Raw genomic sequence first — 16,033 nt, 5'->3', positions numbered from 1 at the left:
GGCTGGGGGATCGGACATGGGGACGGTAGGGGCCGTAGGGACAGCAAGGGGAGTGTGCGGGTCGGTGGCGGGGGTCGCGGCCGCGATGGCGCTGGTGGTGCTGGGAGCGCCGCAGGCGGTGGCGGGCGGGCCGACGAGCGTCTTGGTGGTCTCGCCCATCAGCGGGGAGAGCGCGGCGCTCACCATTGAGGACGGGGACTATCGCCGCCTGGAGCAGGGTCTCGGGGAGATCCGCGCGGAGCGGGGAAGCCGTGAGCGGCCGCCGGGGCTCGACATCGGGCAGGACAGCCGTCAGCTCAATGTGACGTGGATGGTCCATGACGTGAAGCCGTGGCGAGTGGACCGGGTCTATCCGGTGACGCCCGACGCAGGGAAGGACACCGCGGACGTGTGGGTGCACACGTCGACCGAGCTGGACTCCATGAAGGGGTACTGGCACCAGGCGAAGGATCCGGCCCGCCTGACGAAGCTGTTCGACAAGCTCGGGGTCATGGGCCCGGAGGAGGACGGTGGCCGCCAGGGCATAGCACCCGCACCAGCCTCAGGACGGACCGACGGCGCCTCGGGGGACGGTGCGTCGGGGGACGGCGCCTCGGGGGACGGTGCGTCGGGCCGCGGAGGGACGGACTGGTGGTGGGCGATACCGGGCGCCGCGGCGGGGGCCGCGGGGGTGCTGCTGCTGCGGGGGCCGATCGCCGAGCGCCGCCCCCTCCTTCCTCTCCTTGCCTCGCTGCGTGGGCGGCGGCCTCATGAGGACGGCCCGCGGCAGGAGTTGAGGGACCTGTGAGGGCTGCGGCCGCCCCCGGCCGGTGAGTTGGCCGGCCGGGGGGCTGATGGGCCCGGCGGGGTCAGTTGGCCGCCAGGTCAGTGGCCGCCAGGTCAGTGGGCGGCAGGCCCGGGGCCGGGTGGGCGGCCATCAGGTCGGCGACCTCGGACCGGATCTTCGTCAGGGCGTCCTCGTCTCCGGCACGGGCCGCGGCGACGCCTCGGTCGATCCAGTCGGCGACGGTCGGCATGTGCTGCGTACCCAGACCGCGGGAGGTGAGCGAGGGGGTTCCGATGCGGACGCCGGAGGGGTCGAACGGCTTCCTCGGGTCGTACGGCACGGTGTTGTAGTTGACGACGATCCCGGCCCGGTCGAGGGCCTTGGCGGCGACCTTGCCCGGGACGTCCTTGGGGGTGAGGTCCATCAGGATCAGGTGGTTGTCGGTGCCGCCGGAGACCAGGTCGAAGCCGCGGGTGAGCAGCGCTTCGGCGAGGGCCTGGGCGTTGGCGACGACCGTGTGGGCGTAGCCGCGGAAGGAGGGTTGAGACGCCTCGTGCAGGGCGACGGCGATGGCCGCGGTGGTCTGGTTGTGCGGGCCGCCCTGCAGGCCGGGGAAGACCGCCTTGTCGATGGCCTTGGCGTGCTCCTCGCGGGACATCAGCATCGCGCCGCGCGGGCCGCGCAGGGTCTTGTGGGTGGTCGTGGAGATCACGTCGGCGTGCGGCACCGGTGAGGGGTGGGCGCCGCCCGCGATCAGGCCGGCGATGTGCGCGATGTCGGCGACGAGGACGGCTCCCGCCTCGTGGGCGATCTCGGCGAAGGCGGCGAAGTCGATGGTGCGAGGGAGGGCGGTGCCACCACAGAAGATCAGCTTCGGGCGTTCCTTGAGGGCGAGGTCGCGCACCTCGTCGAAGTCGATGCGGCCCGTGTCGTGGCGGACGCCGTACTGGACGCCGCGGAACCACTTGCCCGTGGCGGAGACGCCCCAGCCGTGGGTGAGGTGGCCGCCCATCGGGAGGGCCATGCCCATTACGGTGTCACCGGGCTCGGCGAAGGCGAGGTAGACGGCGAGGTTGGCCGGGGAGCCGGAGTAGGGCTGGACGTTGGCGTGCTCGACGCCGAAGACGGACTTGGCGCGGGCGACGGCGAGGCGCTCGACGGGGTCGATGTTCTGCTGGCCCTCGTAGTAGCGGCGGCCCGGGTAGCCCTCGCTGTACTTGTTCTGCAGGACCGTGCCTGAGGCTTCGAGGACGGCCGTGGAGACGTAGTTCTCGCTGGGGATCAGGCGCAGGGTGTCGGCCTGGAGCTGCTCCTCCGCGCCGATGAGCGCGGACAGCTCGGGGTCCGTCGCGGCGAGCGCGGGGTGGCTGAGGGTGTTCGGCGTATCCGCGGTGGCCGCGGATCGCGAGGAACTGGGAGAAGGAGAGTGAGTCATGGCGTCCTCCGGGGCGAGCGGTGAGTGTCCGGTCGTGGTCCCGGGGTGCCCAGGCGGTCGGCACCTCGAAGGTTCTGCCTCGCACGGCTTCCTCGGGGTCCGTTCCCCGTGCGCCAGTCGCCGTGCTGTAGAGACCAGCCTATCGGGCACGCCGGGTCGGCAGGTTTCTTCGTCCACGATCCGAGCGACGATAGAACTTGGGCGCCACACCCGCCCCATGCCGCAGGACGAACGGAGACCCCGTGTCGAGTACCGAAGAGTTCATCACCTCGGCCGAAGCGCACAGCGCGCACAACTACCATCCGCTGCCCATCGTGGTGGCGTCGGCGGAGGGTGCCTGGATGACGGACGTCGAGGGGCGCCGCTACCTCGACATGCTGGCCGGGTATTCGGCGCTGAATTTCGGGCACGGCAACCGCCGCCTGATCGACGCGGCCAAGGCGCAGCTGGAGCGGGTGACGCTCACCTCGCGGGCCTTCCACCACGACCGGTTCGCCGAGTTCTGTACGCGGCTCGCGGAGCTGTGCGGCAAGGAGATGGTGCTGCCGATGAACACCGGGGCGGAAGCGGTGGAGACGGCGGTGAAGACCGCGAGGAAGTGGGGGTATCAGGTCAAGGGCGTACCCGACGGGCGGGCGAAGATCGTCGTCGCCCGCGACAACTTCCACGGGCGGACCACGACCATCGTCAGTTTCTCGACGGACCAGGAGGCGCGGGCGGACTTCGGTCCGTACACGCCGGGTTTCGAGATCGTGCCGTACGGCGATCTGACGGCGCTGCGGGCCGCCGTCACGGAGAACACCGTGGCCGTGCTCCTCGAACCGATCCAGGGAGAGGCCGGGGTTCTGGTGCCGCCGGCCGGTTATCTGGCGGGCGTGCGGGAGTTGACGCGGGAGCGGAACGTCCTCTTCATGGCGGACGAGATCCAGTCGGGGCTCGGCAGGACGGGCAGGACGTTCGCGTGCGAGCACGAGGGCGTGGTCCCGGACGTGTACATCCTGGGCAAGGCGCTCGGCGGGGGCGTCGTGCCGGTGTCGGCGGTGGTGGCGGACGCGGATGTGCTGGGGGTGTTCAAGCCGGGCGAGCACGGGTCGACGTTCGGCGGCAATCCGCTGGCGTGCGCGGTGGCGTTGGAGGTCGTCGCGATGCTGAGCTCGGGCGAGTTCCAGCAGCGGGCCACCGAGCTGGGCGAGCATCTGCACGCCGAGCTGGGGCTCCTTGCCGGTACGGGCGCGGTGACGCAGGTGCGGGGCCGTGGGCTGTGGGCGGGCGTCGACATCGAGCCGTCGCACGGCACGGGCCGCGACATCTCCGAGAAGCTGATGGACCGGGGTGTGCTGGTCAAGGACACCCACGGGTCGACGATCCGGATCGCTCCGCCGCTGGTGATCAGCAAGGAGGACCTGGACTGGGGGCTCGATCAACTGCGGGCCGTGCTGGCCTAGTTCACCGGCGGGACGCTGGTTCTGGTTCCTGGGGGCCGGTCGGGTCCGGGGCGGGGGTGTCGTGGCCACGGGTCTCGTGGCCGCGGGTCTCGTGGCCGCGGGTCTCGTGGCCGCGGGTGTATGCGGCCGCGTAGTCGTCCTCGCCGAGGGCGGTGCGGGAGCGTTGTGCGGCGCGGTCCACGTCGCGGCGCTCGGCGGACGGCAGGGGGCTGCCTGCCGCCTCGCGGAGGGCGGCCGCGGTGCCGAGGAGTTCGGCGGCGCCGGCGTGGTCGTGCGCGAGGGAGCGGGCTCCGGCCAGGCCTTCGAGGGCGAGGGCGACCGCGCGCTCGTCGCCCGTGCGGCGGGCCACGGCGAGGCCCTCCCGGTGGAGTTCCTCCGCGCGCGCCGCGTCACCGCGCTGTTCGGCGACGTAGCCGAGCTGGGCCAGGATCAGCGCGGTGCCGGACGGGACGCCGAGGCGGCGGTTCCAGGCGAGCCAGGGCAGGAGGTACTTCTCCGCGGTGTCGAGCTCACCGAGGCGGCGGGCGCCGATGGCGAGGCCCGTCTCGGCGAACTGCTGCGCGGGCCCGTGCGAGTGCCGCGCGGCGAGGCGTGCGGCGCGCTCGTGGAAGTCGGTGGCCGCGGTGTCGTCACCGGTGAGAAGGGCGATGCGGCCGAGGCGGGCGAGGCGGAAGGACACGTCGGTCCACAGCTGGAGCTCCTCCGCACCGCGCATGCCGTCGCGGTGGAGCCTGGCGGCGCCCTCGTAGTCGGCGGCGATCTCGGCGAGCACGCCCAACTGCTCGGAGGCCTGCAACTGACCCCAGCGGTCGCCGAGTACGGCGAACAGGGCGGCGCTGGCCTCGGCGTCGCGGCGCAGGGTGACGAGGTCGCCGCGGTAGAGGGCCCGGGTGGCGCGGGTGCTGAGGGCGGCGGCCACGCCCCAGCGGTCGTCCGCCGCGCGGAACTCCTCCAGGAGCTCGTCGACCTGGGTCTCCTCGCTCTCCGTACGGTTGAAACCGCAGCGGGCGTAGGCCAGGAGCCAGCGGGACCGGAGATCGGCGCCCTCGGCGGGGCCGTCGGTGCCGATATCCGCGTAGGGGGTGTCGTCGCCGGTGAGCAGGGCGAGGGCGGCGCGGGCCGTGCAGGCGGAGGCGCGGGCTCGTGCCGTGCCGGTGCCCACGGCCGGGGGCAGGCTCAGTGCCTGGGTCATCGGTGCCTTGGTCATCAGTGCCTGGGTCAGGGAGCGCTCGGCTTCGCCGAGGCGGCCGCGCAGGAACCAGTACCAGGTCAGGGAGTTGGCCAGGCGCAGCGCGAGGGCTGCGTCGCCGTCGGCCGCGGCCCATTCGAGTGCGGCGCGCAGGTTGACGGCTTCGGTGTCGAGGCGGTGCAGCCACTGCTGTTGGCCGGGGCCGAGGAGTTGGGGGGCGGCGTGTTCGGCGAGGTCGGCGTAGTGGTGGGCGTGGCGGCGGCGCACGTCGTTCGTCTCCCCCGCATCGTCGAGCCGTTCGAGGCTGTAGGCGGTGACGGATTCGAGCATGCGGTAGCGAAGGCCGTGGGCACGGTCGGCTCCGGGCGCCGTGGTGAGGAGGGAGCGGTCGACGAGGCGGGTGATGAGGTCCAGTACGTCTGGTGCGTCGGCGTCTCTGGGAGCGAGGGTGCCGCGGGATTCGCCGCAGCCCTCCACGTCACGCGGCGTGCTGCTGGCGCCGTACACAGCTTCGGCCGAGTCCAGAGTGAAACTGCCGCCGAAGACGGCTAGTTGACGCAGGGCTCCCTGTTCCTCCGCGGTCAGCAGCTCCCAGCTCCAGTCGATCATCGCGCGCAGGGTGCGTTGGCGGGCGGGGGCGTCTCTGCGCACCTGGTTGAGCAGCCGGAACCGGTCGTGCAGGCGCTCGGCGAGGGCGTGCACGCCGAGGGCGCGTACGCGGGTGGCGGCCAGTTCGATGGCGAGCGGGATGCCGTCGAGGCGGCGGCAGATGAGGACGGCGTCGGGGGTGCTCTCCGCATCCAGCACGAAGCCGGGCGCGGCAGCGGCGGCCCGCTCGGCGAACAAGGCCAAGGCCTCACGCTCCCCGAGCGGCGCGACGGCTTCGACGGTCTCGCCGGAGAGGGCGAGAGGCTCCTGACTGGTGGCGAGCACGCGCAACTCCGGGGCGCACCGCAGCAGTTCGGAAAGCAGCACGGCCACGGGCTCCAACACATGCTCGCAGTTGTCGAGCACAAGGAGCATGCGACGCGGGGCAAGAGCTCGGCCTAGGAGACGCACGAGGGCAGGGGTGGGGGTGGGGGTGGCCGGGGCAGCTGAGGCAGCTGAGGCAGCTGAGGCAGCTGAGGCATGGTCCAGGTCATCGTGAGCGTGTGGCTTTGGTGGCTCGGTTTTGTTGGTGGCTGGGACTGGGGCTGGGACTGGGGCCGGGGGTGGTGGCTCGGCGTGGAGGGGTGAGGGGTCGTCCCTGATGCCGAGTGCCGCGGCGACCGTCTCGGCTACGTCGTGCTTCGTGCCGGCCAGTTCCACCAGCCAGACGCCCTCCTCGAAGTCATCCGCGAGCCCTGCCGCCGCCTCCAGCGCGAGCCGGGTCTTGCCCACGCCCCCAGGCCCCGTCAGGGTGACGAGCCGTGCCGTTCCGACCAGTTCCCGCACCCGGGCCGCGGCGTCATCCCGGCCCACGAGAGCAGTCACCTGGGCGGGCAGGTTCGTGCGAGGGGTATTGCGAGGGGTGTGCGGTGTCGGCGGTGCCTTCGGCTCGGGGTGTGGGCCCGCCATATCCGCCCTCGGTGAGGCCAGTTCCGGGGACTGGCGGAGCATCGCCTCGTGGAGAGCGGCGAGTTCCGCTCCGGGGTCTATGCCCAGGTCGTCGGCCAGGCGCTCGCGCAGGTCACGGTAGGCGTCCAGCGCCTCCGTCGGGCGCCCCGCCAAGTACAGGGCCCTCATGTACGCGCCCCGCAGCCTCTCCCGCAGCGGCTGCTCGGCCACCAGTTCCGCCAACTCATCCGCTATGGACGCGTGTTCGCCAGGGGCGGCCGCGTCCAGGCGCAGTTCCGCCCGCACCTCCTGCGCCGTGAGCCGCTGTTCCTCCAGGCGCGCCACCGCCACCCGCACGAACTCCGCGTCGCGGAAATCCGCGTACGCCGGTCCACGCCACAGCGTCAGCGCCTCCGAGAGGAGGGCGATCCTCGTCCGCACGTCAGGGACCTCAGGGGTGGCGTTGGAGTCGTACGCGCGTGACGTCAGCGCCATGAACCGGGCCGCGTCCGTCAGATCCTCCGGCGCCACTCCCTCGGGGGCCCGCAGCAGATACCCGGCAGGGCCGTACGCCACGAGTTCGCGCGCCCCCGGTTCCGCCTTCTCCAGGGCCCTGCGCAGCTGGGAGACCTTGGTCTGGAGGCTGTTGGCGGGGTTGCTCGGCAGCCGTTCGCCCCAGAGGTCGTCGATCAGCACGTCCGCAGGGACCGGCCGCCCTTGGTGGATCAGGAGATTCGCGAGCAGGGCGCGGACCTTCGGCTCCGGAACCGGGACGACCGCCCCGTCCGCCGTACGCACCGTCAACGGGCCAAGGACCTCGAATCGCATGCCGCAACGTTAATGCGGGCCCGAGCGGGGTTCCTCGGCGGCCGTGCGTGACGCGCACCAGCGGCCGTGCGTGAGCCGTCAGTGGCTCGTGCGCGGCCCCGGGCACGGTAGTCCACGTGACCAGGACAGCCCGAACACAACAGACCGAACACAACAGGCCGGCCACAACGGCCCGGTCAGCCGCCCGGTCACGCGGAACCCACCTCGAAAGGACCCCCGCCATGTCCATCCCCACCACCTCCACCCTCACCTCCCGCGAAATCCGCCTCGCCTCCCGCCCCACCGGCGAACCCGCCCCCACCGACTTCGAGGTGGCGACCGTCGGCATCCCCGAGCCCGCCGATGGGCAGATCCTGGTCCGCAACACCTGGATGTCCGTGGACCCGTACATGCGGGGCCGCATGGACGACGTCCCCTCCTACATCCCGCCCTTCGCACTCGGCGCCGCCCTCGAAGGCAGCGCGGTCGGCGAGGTCGTCGCGTCCCGCGCCGAGAGCGTGCCGGTGGGCGCGACCGTCTCGCACTTCCTCGGGTGGCGCGAGTACGCCGTCCTTGACGCCGCCACCGCCACCGTCATCGACACCACGCTCGCCCCGGCCCCCGCCTATCTCGGCCCTCTGGGCACCACAGGCCTGACCGCGTACGCGGCGCTCACCCGCACCGCCCCCGTCCGCGAGGGCGACGTCGTCTTCATCTCCGCGGCGGCGGGCGCGGTCGGCAGCGTCGCGGGACAGCTGGCCCGCGAGCTCGGCGCCTCCCGCGTGATCGGCTCGGCGGGCGGGTCTGCGAAGACCAAGAAGCTGCTCGACACGTTCGGCTACGACGCGGCCATCGACTACCGCCAGGGCGGCATACCCGAACAGCTCGCCCAGGCCGCCCCCGACGGCATCGACGTCTACCTGGACTCGGTCGGCGGCGACCACCTGGAGGCCGCCATCGGCGCCATCCGCACCGGCGGCCGCATCGCTCTCGTGGGCGCCATCAGCGGCTACAACACCACCGCACCCGCGCCAGGACCGGACAACCTGTTCCGTGCCGCCACCCACGAGGCGACCCTGCGCGGCATGCTCGTCAGCAGCCACTTCGACCTGTTCCCGGAGTGGATCGGCAAGGCCGCGGGCCTGCTCGCCGACGGCAGTCTGCGCACCGAACAGACCGTCGTCGACGGCATCGAGCAGGCGCCCGACGCCTTCCTCGGCGTACTGCGCGGCGCCAACACCGGCAAGATGCTCGTGCGCCTGGCACCGGCGCAGGACCAGGGACCGGAGGCCAGCTGATGCCGCACGTACTCCTCGTCACCGGTCATCCCCGCAACGATTCCCTGACCGCCCAACTCGCCCGGCACGCACAGGAACGCCTCACCCGCGAAGGCCACACCGTCGACCTCCTCGACCTGCACGCCGAGGGTTTCGACCCCCGGATGACCGAGGCCGACGAGCCGGACTGGGCGGATCGCGACAAGACGTACTCGGACGAGGTGCACGCCCATATGCGGCGCGTCCAGGCCGCCGACACGATCATCGTGGTCTTCCCGCTCTGGTGGTTCGGACCCCCGGCCCTGGTCAAGGGGTGGATCGACCGGGTGTGGAACCACGGGTTCGCCTACGGCCGCTCCCGCCCCCGCCTCGCGGGCAAGCGGATGCTGTGGATGAGCCTGGTCAGCTACGGGCGGGAGCAGTTCGCCGAGCTCGGCTGGGACGAGACGGTCACGCGCACGCTGCGGGTCGGCATCTCGGAGTTCTGCGGGATCGGCGACGCCTCGGTGCACTTCGTGTACGACTCGCTGAACGCGGGCGAGGCCGCGTTCAAGGAGACGGACGCCGCACTCGACGGCCTCGGCTTCAGGAGCCCCGGTCCCAGTGGCCCCGGCCCCGGTCCCAGTGGCCCCGGCCTCCTCAGCGCTTGACGCCGACCCCGCCGAACATGGCCACGTCCTCGACCCCGGCCCCCGCTGGCGCTTCCTCCGCAGGCCAGCGGTTGCACGACACCACCCCGGGCGCGAGAACCTCCAAACCCTCGAAGAATCCGGCTACTTGCTCGGGCGTGCGCTGCGTCAGCTTGGGTGTGCCGTTCTCGTTCCAGAACGCCACCGCCTCGTCCACGTCGGGCATCTCCGGGCTGGTGATCGTGTGCGAGAGGACCAGATGGCTGCCGGCCGGCAGCGCGTCGAGCAGGCGGCGCACGATGCCGTACGCCTCGGAGTCGTCGTCGATGAAGATGACGACTCCGAGCAGGATCAGTCCGACCGGCTGGTCGAAGTCCAGTGTCTTGGCGGCGTGTTCGAGGATCGTCTCGACGTTGCGCAGGTCCTCGTCGAGGTAGTCGGTCCTGCCTTCCGGGCTGCTGGTGAGCAGGGCGCGCGCGTGGGTGAGGACCAGCGGGTCGTTGTCCACGTAGACGACACGCGACTCGGGGGCGATCCGCTGGGCGACCTCGTGGGTGTTGTCGGCGGTCGGAAGGCCGGTGCCGATGTCGAGGAACTGCCGGATGCCGCACTCGGTCACCAGGTGACTCACGGCGCGGCCGAGGAACTGCCGGTCGGCGAGCGCGTACGCACCGATACCGGGGTGCAGCGCGCGGATCTGGTCCCCGGCGGCCTGGTCGACGGGGTAGTTGTCCTTGCCGCCGAGCCAGTAGTTCCAGATCCGGGCCGTGTGAGGCTGCGTCGTGTTGATCCTGCTGTCGGCCATGTTCGCTTCGCCTCCGAGTGCGTCATCTCGATCAACCGGCAGCGTACTCGCGGGACTTCACCGGTCTCCGCGGGACCTCAGAGAATTCAGAGAATGACGTGCGGCAGGAACCTCGCGTACTCGTCCGTGATCAGACCCGCCGACTCCCGGATGCCGAGCCCCGCCGCCTCGTCCTCCACGACCCACGCACCGAGCACCACACGGTTGCCGTCGAATTCGGGCAGCGGCGCCAACTCCTGGTAGCAGCACGCCTCTTCGCGTACGAGGTCGTGTACGAGGGGTTCGGCGCCCGGCGGGTGGATCGTGACTCCGGCGCCTTCGCGGCCGAGGAGGGGCTTGGCGACGTAGCCAGGGCCGGAGGCCAGCTCCCGGGGGCCGTCCAGGTAGGCGGGGAGGAGGTTGGGGTGGCCGGGGTACAGCTCCCAAAGCACCGCGAGCAGCGCCTTGTTGGAGAGGAGCATTTTCCACGCTGGCTCGATCCACAGGGTGGAGCCGGTTCCGCCGCCGTTGTCGAGGGTCTCCAGAACGTGCGGGGCGAAGCGGTCGGTGGTCAGCCACTCCCACGGGTAGAGCTTGAAGCAGCTGCGGATGAAGCCGAGCTTCTTGTCGACGAAGCGCCGCGAGAGCCGGTCCCAGCCGATGTCCTCCATGGAGATCGCCTCGGTGTCGAGCCCGGCCTGCTGCGCGGTCTCGCGCAGATACGCGACCGTCATCAGATCTTCGCCGAGTTCGTCCCCCGCCGAGTGCGCGAAGTACAGGGGGCCGCCGGGCGGAAGCAGGGCGGCCTGCTTCTTCCAGGCGTCGACGAGGCGCTCGTGGAGGGAGTTCCACTGGTCGGCGCCCGGGAAGCGCTCCTCCATCCAGAACCACTGGGGGCTGGCGGCCTCGACCAGGGAGGTGGGGGTGTCGGCGTTGTACTCCAGCATCTTCGCCGGGCCGCTCGTACCGTCGTAGTGCAGGTCGAACCGACCGTAGAGGGACGGAAGTTCGGCGCGCCGGTGCCAGGCCTCGGTGACCGCGTCGGCCACTCGGGGGTCCGTGATGCCGAGGTCGGCGAGGCGGCCGTGCGTGACGATGTGCTCGGCCGCGGCGAGGCACATCGCGTGCAGCTCCTCGACGACCTCCTCCAGGGCCTCGACCTCGGGGAGCGTGAACTCGTAGTACGCGGACTCGTCCCAGTACGGGCGGAGCGAGTCGTCGGGGTAGCGGGTCAGGGGGTAGATGAGCCCCTGGTCCTCGACAGTCTGCTGCCAGCCGGGGCGGGGGGTGATGGTGTGACGTTCCATGGTCTTGGGTCTTGGGTCTTGGGTCTTGGGTTTTGGGTCTTGGGTTTTGGGTCTCGGGCCTCGGGTATCGCTCGCTTCCGGCTCAGCCGCCGCCGCTGCCACTGCCCGAGCAGCCGAAGCCGTCGCGGTCGACGGCCTCGCTGCGGCTGAACGTGCCGTAGTCGGCGCGGCGTCCTTCGACGTCGGCGTCGTAGTACCAGTCGGCGTCCATACGGCCGGTCCTGCCGGTGCCTGCGCCTGTGCCCGTTCCGTAGGAACTGCCGCCGGACTGGCGCCCCTTGCCGTACGAGGATGACGAACCGGAGGACGAGCCGGAGGACGAACCGCTCTTGCAGTTCTTGTCGGCGACGATCTTGTAGCCCGTGAGGTAGTCGTAACTGTCACGGTCCACGCACCGCTTGTCCGGCTCCGAGCCGCAGGAGGTCAGGGCCGCCGCGAGGACGCCCATTCCGCCGAGTATCACCGTGCTGGACCGAAGCCTCCGCCGCTGTGTCCTCTCCTTCGGCTCCTGCTTCAGTTCCTGCTGCTCAGCCGCCATCTGCTCTACAGCTCCCCGTTGTCGTACATGTGTCAAAACGTGTTCGGCGATCAGCGTAGGCAAGTCCCCGCACGTCACGCCAACCGGCTCAGCCGAATCCCTTTCCTCTACAGTCACTTCGTGTCTCTTGGGATGATTTGCGCACTCGGTTCAGCGGTCTGCTTCGGCACGGCCTCCGTCTTCCAGGCCATCGCCGCCCGCGCCACGGCGCCGGGGACGGGGTCCGGGGTCGACCCCGCGCTGCTGCTGCGCGCGGTGAAGCAGTGGCGGTACATGGTGGGGCTCGGGCTCGACGGGCTCGGGTTCCTGTTGCAGATCGTGGCGCTGCGTTCCATCCCGATCTACGCCGTCGGCGCGGCGCTCGCCGCGAGCCTCGCCGTCACCGCGGTAGTGGCCTCGCGGTTGCTGCGGGTGCGGCTGAGCGGGGTGGAGTGGGCGGCGGTGGGGGTGGTGTGCGCGGGGCTCGCGATGCTGGGGCTGGCGTCGGGGGACGAGGGGGACGACGTCGGGTCGACGACTCTGCGGTACGTGATGCTGGGCGTGGCGGTGGGGGTGTTGGTGCTGGGGGCAGTGGCCGGGCGGCTGCGCGGGCGGGGGCGCGCGCTGGCTCTGGGGCTCGGGGCGGGGTTCGGGTTCGGGGTGGTGGAGGTGGCGGTGCGGCTGATCGACGATGCCTCGCCGGGGGCCTTGGCGCGGAATCCGGCCGCGTATGCCCTGCTGGTGGGTGGGGGCGCGGCTTTCCTGCTGCTCACGTCGGCTCTGCAGCGGGGGTCGGTGACGACCGCTACCGCGGGGATGGTGATCGGGGAGACGATCGGGCCCGCGGTGGTGGGGGTGGTCTGGCTCGGGGATCGGACTCGGGGCGGGATGGAGTGGGTGGCGGTGCTGGGGTTCGTGGTGGCTGTGGTGGGGGCGTTGGCGTTGGCGCGGTTCGGCGAGGCGCCGGCTCCTGTGGAGGAGGTGGAACCCACCAGCCCGTCCGGCGTTTGAGGGCGAACTCGGCGGAGCCGGTGATGACGGTGCGCACGGCGGCGGAGCCGGTGATGACGGTGCGCACGGCGGCAGAGCCGGTGATGACAGTGCGCGCAGCTACGGCAGCACCCTGCACAACGCCTCCAGCGCCCCCGCCCACCCGTGATCCGCCGGGGTCCCGTACCCCACCACCAGCGCGTCCCGCTCCGGGGGCCCTGCGGCGGGGTGGCGGAAGCTCCCAAGGCCCTGCACGGCAAGGCGTTGCCAGCTTGCCGCCTGTACCACCGAGCGCTCCGTACCCGGCGGCAGTTCGAGCACCGCGTGCAGCCCCGCGGCGATCCCCGTGGCCCGCACCTCCGGTGCCCGTGCGGCGAGCGCGGCGACCAGTTGGTCCCGTCGGCGGCGGTAGCGCAGCCGCGCGCCCCGCACATGGCGGTCGTACGCACCCGACGTGATGAACTCCGCGAGCGTCAGCTGATCCAGCGCCCCGCAGGCCCATTCCGCGCCCTTCGCCTCGACGACCTCCGCGGCGACCGGCGCCGGAAGGACCATCCAGCCGAGCCGGAGACCGGGGGCGAGGGACTTGCTCGCCGTGCCGAGGTAGACCACGCGGTCGGGGTCCAGGCCCTGGAGCGCGCCCACCGGCTGCCGGTCGTAGCGGAACTCCCCGTCGTAGTCGTCCTCCAGGATCAGACCCCCCGCGCGCCGCGCCCAGTCGACGGCGGCCGCGCGCCGGTCGGGGTGCAGCGGTACCCCCGTCGGGAACTGATGGGCGGGCGTCAGGAGCGCGACCTTCGCCGAGCCCTTCCCCAACTCGGCGGTGCAGGTGCCCAGTTCGTCGAAGGGCAGCGGCCTCGTCCGCAGCCCCGCCCGCTTCAGCAGGTTCCAGTGCACATCCAGGCCGTACGACTCGACCGTCACCTCCCGCAGACCGCGCGCCCGCAGCACACCTCCGAGCACGCTCAGGCCCTGTGCGAACCCGGCGCAGATGACGATGCGGTCCGGGTCCGTGTGCACGCCGCGCGCACGGGAGAGATAGTCGGCGAGGGCGGTGCGCAGCTCGATGCGGCCGCGCGGGTCGCCATAGCCGAGCGCGTCGTTCGGGGCGGCCGCCATGGCCCGTCGCGCGGCCTTGAGCCAGGCGGCGCGCGGGAACGAGGAGAGGTCGGGGGTGCCCGGCATCAGGTCGTACGTCGGGCTGCCGGCGGCCCTGCGGCGCGGTGCGGGTGCGGCGGGGCGCGGCACGGCGCGTTCTGCGACGCGGGTGCCCGAGCCCTGGCGTGCGGTGAGCCAGCCCTCGGCGACGAGGTCCGCGTACGCGTCGGCGACGGTGTTGCGGGCGATGCCCAGGTCGACGGCGAGGGAACGGGACGAGGGGAGGCGGGTGCCGGGGGCGAGCCTGCCGCCGCGTACCGCCTCGCGCAGGGCGTCCGTGAGGCCCTTGCGTACGCCGGAGTGCGTGGCCTCTCCCCCGGTCTCCAGGTGGAGGTCGACGCCCAAAGTGGCCCAGGATTCTTCCATGGGAATGGACCATACCTGTGGGCTATTCCGCCCGTACGGTCGATGGCATGACGACGAACGACAGCACCCCCGGACAGGCTCCCGTACAGCCCGCCGTACAGCCCGCCGTGCAGACGCAGACCAAGGAATACGTTCACGAGCACACGCCCCGCCTCGACTGGCACCAGCACGCCCCCGAGGTCTTCAAGGCGATGATCCGGCTCGACGCGGCCGCCCGTAAGGGTGTCGACCCGGTGATCCTCGAACTCGTCAACATCCGCGCCTCGCAGCTCAATCACTGCGCGCTCTGCGTCGACATGCACAGCAAGGACGCCCTCGCGGCGGGCGAGAGCGTGGAGCGGATCATCCAGCTCAGCGCGTGGGAGGAGTCGAAGCACTTCTACACGGCGAAGGAAGTCGCCGCGATCGAACTGACCGAGGCGATCACGGTCCTTACGGACGGCTTCGTGCCGGACGCGGTGTACGACAGGGCCGCGGCCCTCTTCGATGAGCAGGAGCTGACGCAGCTGATCGCCGCGATCACGGTGATCAACGCGTGGAACCGCTTCGGCGTCTCGACGCGTCAGGTGCCGGGCCACTACAAGGCCGGGGACCAGAAGTGAGCGCTCGGACCACCCACCTCGACAAGGGCGTCACCAGCGCGCTGTCCGCGCTGAGCGCTGCCGCGAAGAAGGGGCTCGGCGACCCCGTGCTCGCCGAGCTCGTGATGATGCGGGCCTCGCAGATCAACGCGTGTGCGTTCTGTCTGGACATGCATGTGGACATCGCCGTGAAGAGCGGCGAGACGGCGAAGCGGGTCGCGCTCCTCAACGCGTGGGCCGAGGCGGGTGAGGTCTTCAGCGAGCGGGAGCGGGCCGCTCTCGCGCTGACCGAGGCGGTCACCGTCCTGACGGACGGGTTCGTCCCCGACGAGGCGTACGAGGCGGCGGCCAAGCACTTCACCGAATCCGAACTGGCCCATCTCATCGGGGTGATCACCGTCATCAACAGCTGGAACCGGGTGATGGTCAGCCGCCGTATCGAGCCGGGAGGATACGCGCCGTGAGCCTCGTGGAGGAGTTCCGTGCACTGCATCATGGGCGTGCGCCCGGTGACCCGCTGGTCCTGCCCGGACCGTGGGACGCGGCCAGCGCGCGGGTCTTCGTGGACGCCGGGTTCCCCGCCCTCGCGACGCCGAGCGCGGGGGTCGCGGCGTCGCTCGGGTACGCGGACGGGGAGGTGCCGCCGGATGAGATGTTCGCGGCGGTGGCCCGGATCGTGCGGGCGGTCGGCGGGGCCGTGCCGGTGTCCGCGGACATCGAGGACGGTTACGGGCTGACGCCGAGGGAGTTGGTGGATCGGCTCCTGGAGACGGGCGCGGTGGGCTGCAACCTGGAGGACTCGGCGTCTTCGGGCGGGGCCCTCAGGGATCCGCGTGAGCAGGCGGACCGGCTGGCGGAGGTACGTTCTGTCGCGGGCCGGGGGTTGTTCATCAACGCGCGGGTGGACACGTTCATCCGGGGCGTCGCGGATGCCGGGCGGGCGGCGGTCGAGCGGGCTCGGCTGTACGTCGAGGCGGGCGCGGACTGTGTCTACCCGATAGGTGCGCCGCCGGAGGCTCTGCCCGCCCTGCGGGCAGGCATCGAGGGCCCCATCAACGTGGGCGCGAAGCCGGGGTCCGGGCCCTCGCTGCGGGAGCTGGGCTCGCTCGGAGCCACGCGGATCACGTTCGGCCCGGGGTTGCAGATCCGGTCAACGGAAGCCTTGCGAGAAATCGCCTCCCGGCTGGGGTAGCTGAGGCACGGCGCCCCTGCCTCCGGGCGCGCAGAGCACTCCCGTACCGGGCCT

The 16,033-nt window shown here is 71.7% G+C and carries 14 protein-coding genes and 1 riboswitch; of the genes, 8 read left to right on the top strand and 6 right to left on the bottom strand.

The window, feature by feature from the left end:
* Positions 1–16: 16 nt before the first annotated feature.
* Entirely contained in the window at positions 17–787 is a 771-nt protein-coding gene (locus E5671_RS28620) for a hypothetical protein (RefSeq protein WP_237330257.1), read from the top strand.
* Positions 788–848: 61 nt separating this feature from the next.
* Here E5671_RS28620 and glyA read toward each other — a convergent pair whose 3' ends face one another.
* Positions 849–2,201, bottom strand: coding sequence for a serine hydroxymethyltransferase (glyA, locus tag E5671_RS28615; RefSeq protein WP_160506772.1), 1,353 nt, complete (start codon positions 2,199–2,201; stop codon positions 849–851).
* Between the two features lie 40 nt (positions 2,202–2,241).
* Positions 2,242–2,332: riboswitch (ZMP/ZTP riboswitch) on the bottom strand.
* A 111-nt stretch (positions 2,333–2,443) separates the two neighbouring features.
* Between glyA and rocD the strand changes: the two genes are divergently transcribed.
* Positions 2,444–3,646 carry an ornithine--oxo-acid transaminase gene (gene rocD, locus E5671_RS28610; RefSeq protein ID WP_160506771.1) on the top strand — a complete coding sequence of 401 codons (1,203 nt, stop codon included), beginning with the start codon at positions 2,444–2,446 and terminating at the stop codon, positions 3,644–3,646.
* A 1-nt stretch (position 3,647) separates the two neighbouring features.
* Here rocD and E5671_RS28605 read toward each other — a convergent pair whose 3' ends face one another.
* The gene (locus tag E5671_RS28605) at positions 3,648–7,199 is read right to left on the bottom strand and encodes an AfsR/SARP family transcriptional regulator (RefSeq protein WP_160506770.1); all 3,552 of its coding nucleotides are present in this window, start codon (positions 7,197–7,199) and stop codon (positions 3,648–3,650) included.
* 227 nt (positions 7,200–7,426) lie between these two features.
* Between E5671_RS28605 and E5671_RS28600 the strand changes: the two genes are divergently transcribed.
* Both E5671_RS28600 and E5671_RS28595 read left to right on the top strand, forming a co-directional pair.
* Positions 7,427–8,476, top strand: a complete 1,050-nt coding sequence (locus E5671_RS28600; RefSeq protein ID WP_336606068.1) for an NADP-dependent oxidoreductase — start codon at positions 7,427–7,429, stop codon at positions 8,474–8,476.
* Positions 8,476–9,105 carry an NAD(P)H oxidoreductase gene (locus E5671_RS28595; protein WP_160506768.1) on the top strand — a complete coding sequence of 210 codons (630 nt, stop codon included), beginning with the start codon at positions 8,476–8,478 and terminating at the stop codon, positions 9,103–9,105. The genes E5671_RS28600 and E5671_RS28595 overlap by 1 nt, the downstream gene beginning before the upstream one ends.
* On the opposite strand, the gene E5671_RS28590 is transcribed toward E5671_RS28595, so the two are convergent.
* The 3 genes from E5671_RS28590 to E5671_RS28580 form a co-directional block, all read right to left on the bottom strand.
* The gene (locus tag E5671_RS28590) at positions 9,095–9,889 is read right to left on the bottom strand and encodes an SAM-dependent methyltransferase (protein WP_160506767.1); all 795 of its coding nucleotides are present in this window, start codon (positions 9,887–9,889) and stop codon (positions 9,095–9,097) included. The genes E5671_RS28595 and E5671_RS28590 overlap by 11 nt on opposite strands.
* An 86-nt stretch (positions 9,890–9,975) precedes the next feature.
* Complete coding sequence (locus E5671_RS28585; RefSeq protein ID WP_160506766.1) at positions 9,976–11,175, bottom strand: glutathionylspermidine synthase family protein; 1,200 nt, start codon at positions 11,173–11,175, stop codon at positions 9,976–9,978.
* An 82-nt stretch (positions 11,176–11,257) separates the two neighbouring features.
* Positions 11,258–11,713, bottom strand: a complete 456-nt coding sequence (locus E5671_RS28580) for a hypothetical protein (RefSeq protein ID WP_160506765.1) — start codon at positions 11,711–11,713, stop codon at positions 11,258–11,260.
* Between the two features lie 132 nt (positions 11,714–11,845).
* Between E5671_RS28580 and E5671_RS28575 the strand changes: the two genes are divergently transcribed.
* On the top strand, positions 11,846–12,703 hold the full coding sequence (locus E5671_RS28575; RefSeq protein WP_160510463.1) for a hypothetical protein: 858 nt from the start codon (positions 11,846–11,848) through the stop codon (positions 12,701–12,703).
* A 99-nt stretch (positions 12,704–12,802) separates the two neighbouring features.
* Here E5671_RS28575 and pdxR read toward each other — a convergent pair whose 3' ends face one another.
* Entirely contained in the window at positions 12,803–14,206 is a 1,404-nt protein-coding gene (gene pdxR / locus E5671_RS28570; RefSeq protein WP_160506764.1) for a MocR-like pyridoxine biosynthesis transcription factor PdxR, read from the bottom strand.
* Positions 14,207–14,253: 47 nt separating this feature from the next.
* Here pdxR and E5671_RS28565 point away from each other — a divergent pair, with 47 nt between their 5' ends.
* The 3 genes from E5671_RS28565 to E5671_RS28555 are packed head-to-tail and all read left to right on the top strand — an operon-like array spanning position 14,254 to position 15,979.
* Entirely contained in the window at positions 14,254–14,808 is a 555-nt protein-coding gene (locus E5671_RS28565) for a carboxymuconolactone decarboxylase family protein (RefSeq protein WP_160506763.1), read from the top strand.
* Positions 14,805–15,251 carry a carboxymuconolactone decarboxylase family protein gene (locus E5671_RS28560; RefSeq protein ID WP_160506762.1) on the top strand — a complete coding sequence of 149 codons (447 nt, stop codon included), beginning with the start codon at positions 14,805–14,807 and terminating at the stop codon, positions 15,249–15,251. Before E5671_RS28565 ends, E5671_RS28560 begins: the two co-directional genes overlap by 4 nt.
* Positions 15,248–15,979 carry an isocitrate lyase/phosphoenolpyruvate mutase family protein gene (locus E5671_RS28555; protein ID WP_160506761.1) on the top strand — a complete coding sequence of 244 codons (732 nt, stop codon included), beginning with the start codon at positions 15,248–15,250 and terminating at the stop codon, positions 15,977–15,979. Before E5671_RS28560 ends, E5671_RS28555 begins: the two co-directional genes overlap by 4 nt.
* The last annotated feature ends 54 nt before the right edge of the window (positions 15,980–16,033 follow it).

The organism is Streptomyces sp. BA2, assembly GCF_009769735.1.
GTDB lineage: Bacteria > Actinomycetota > Actinomycetes > Streptomycetales > Streptomycetaceae > Streptomyces.
This window is presented reverse-complemented; position numbering and strand designations above follow the sequence as displayed.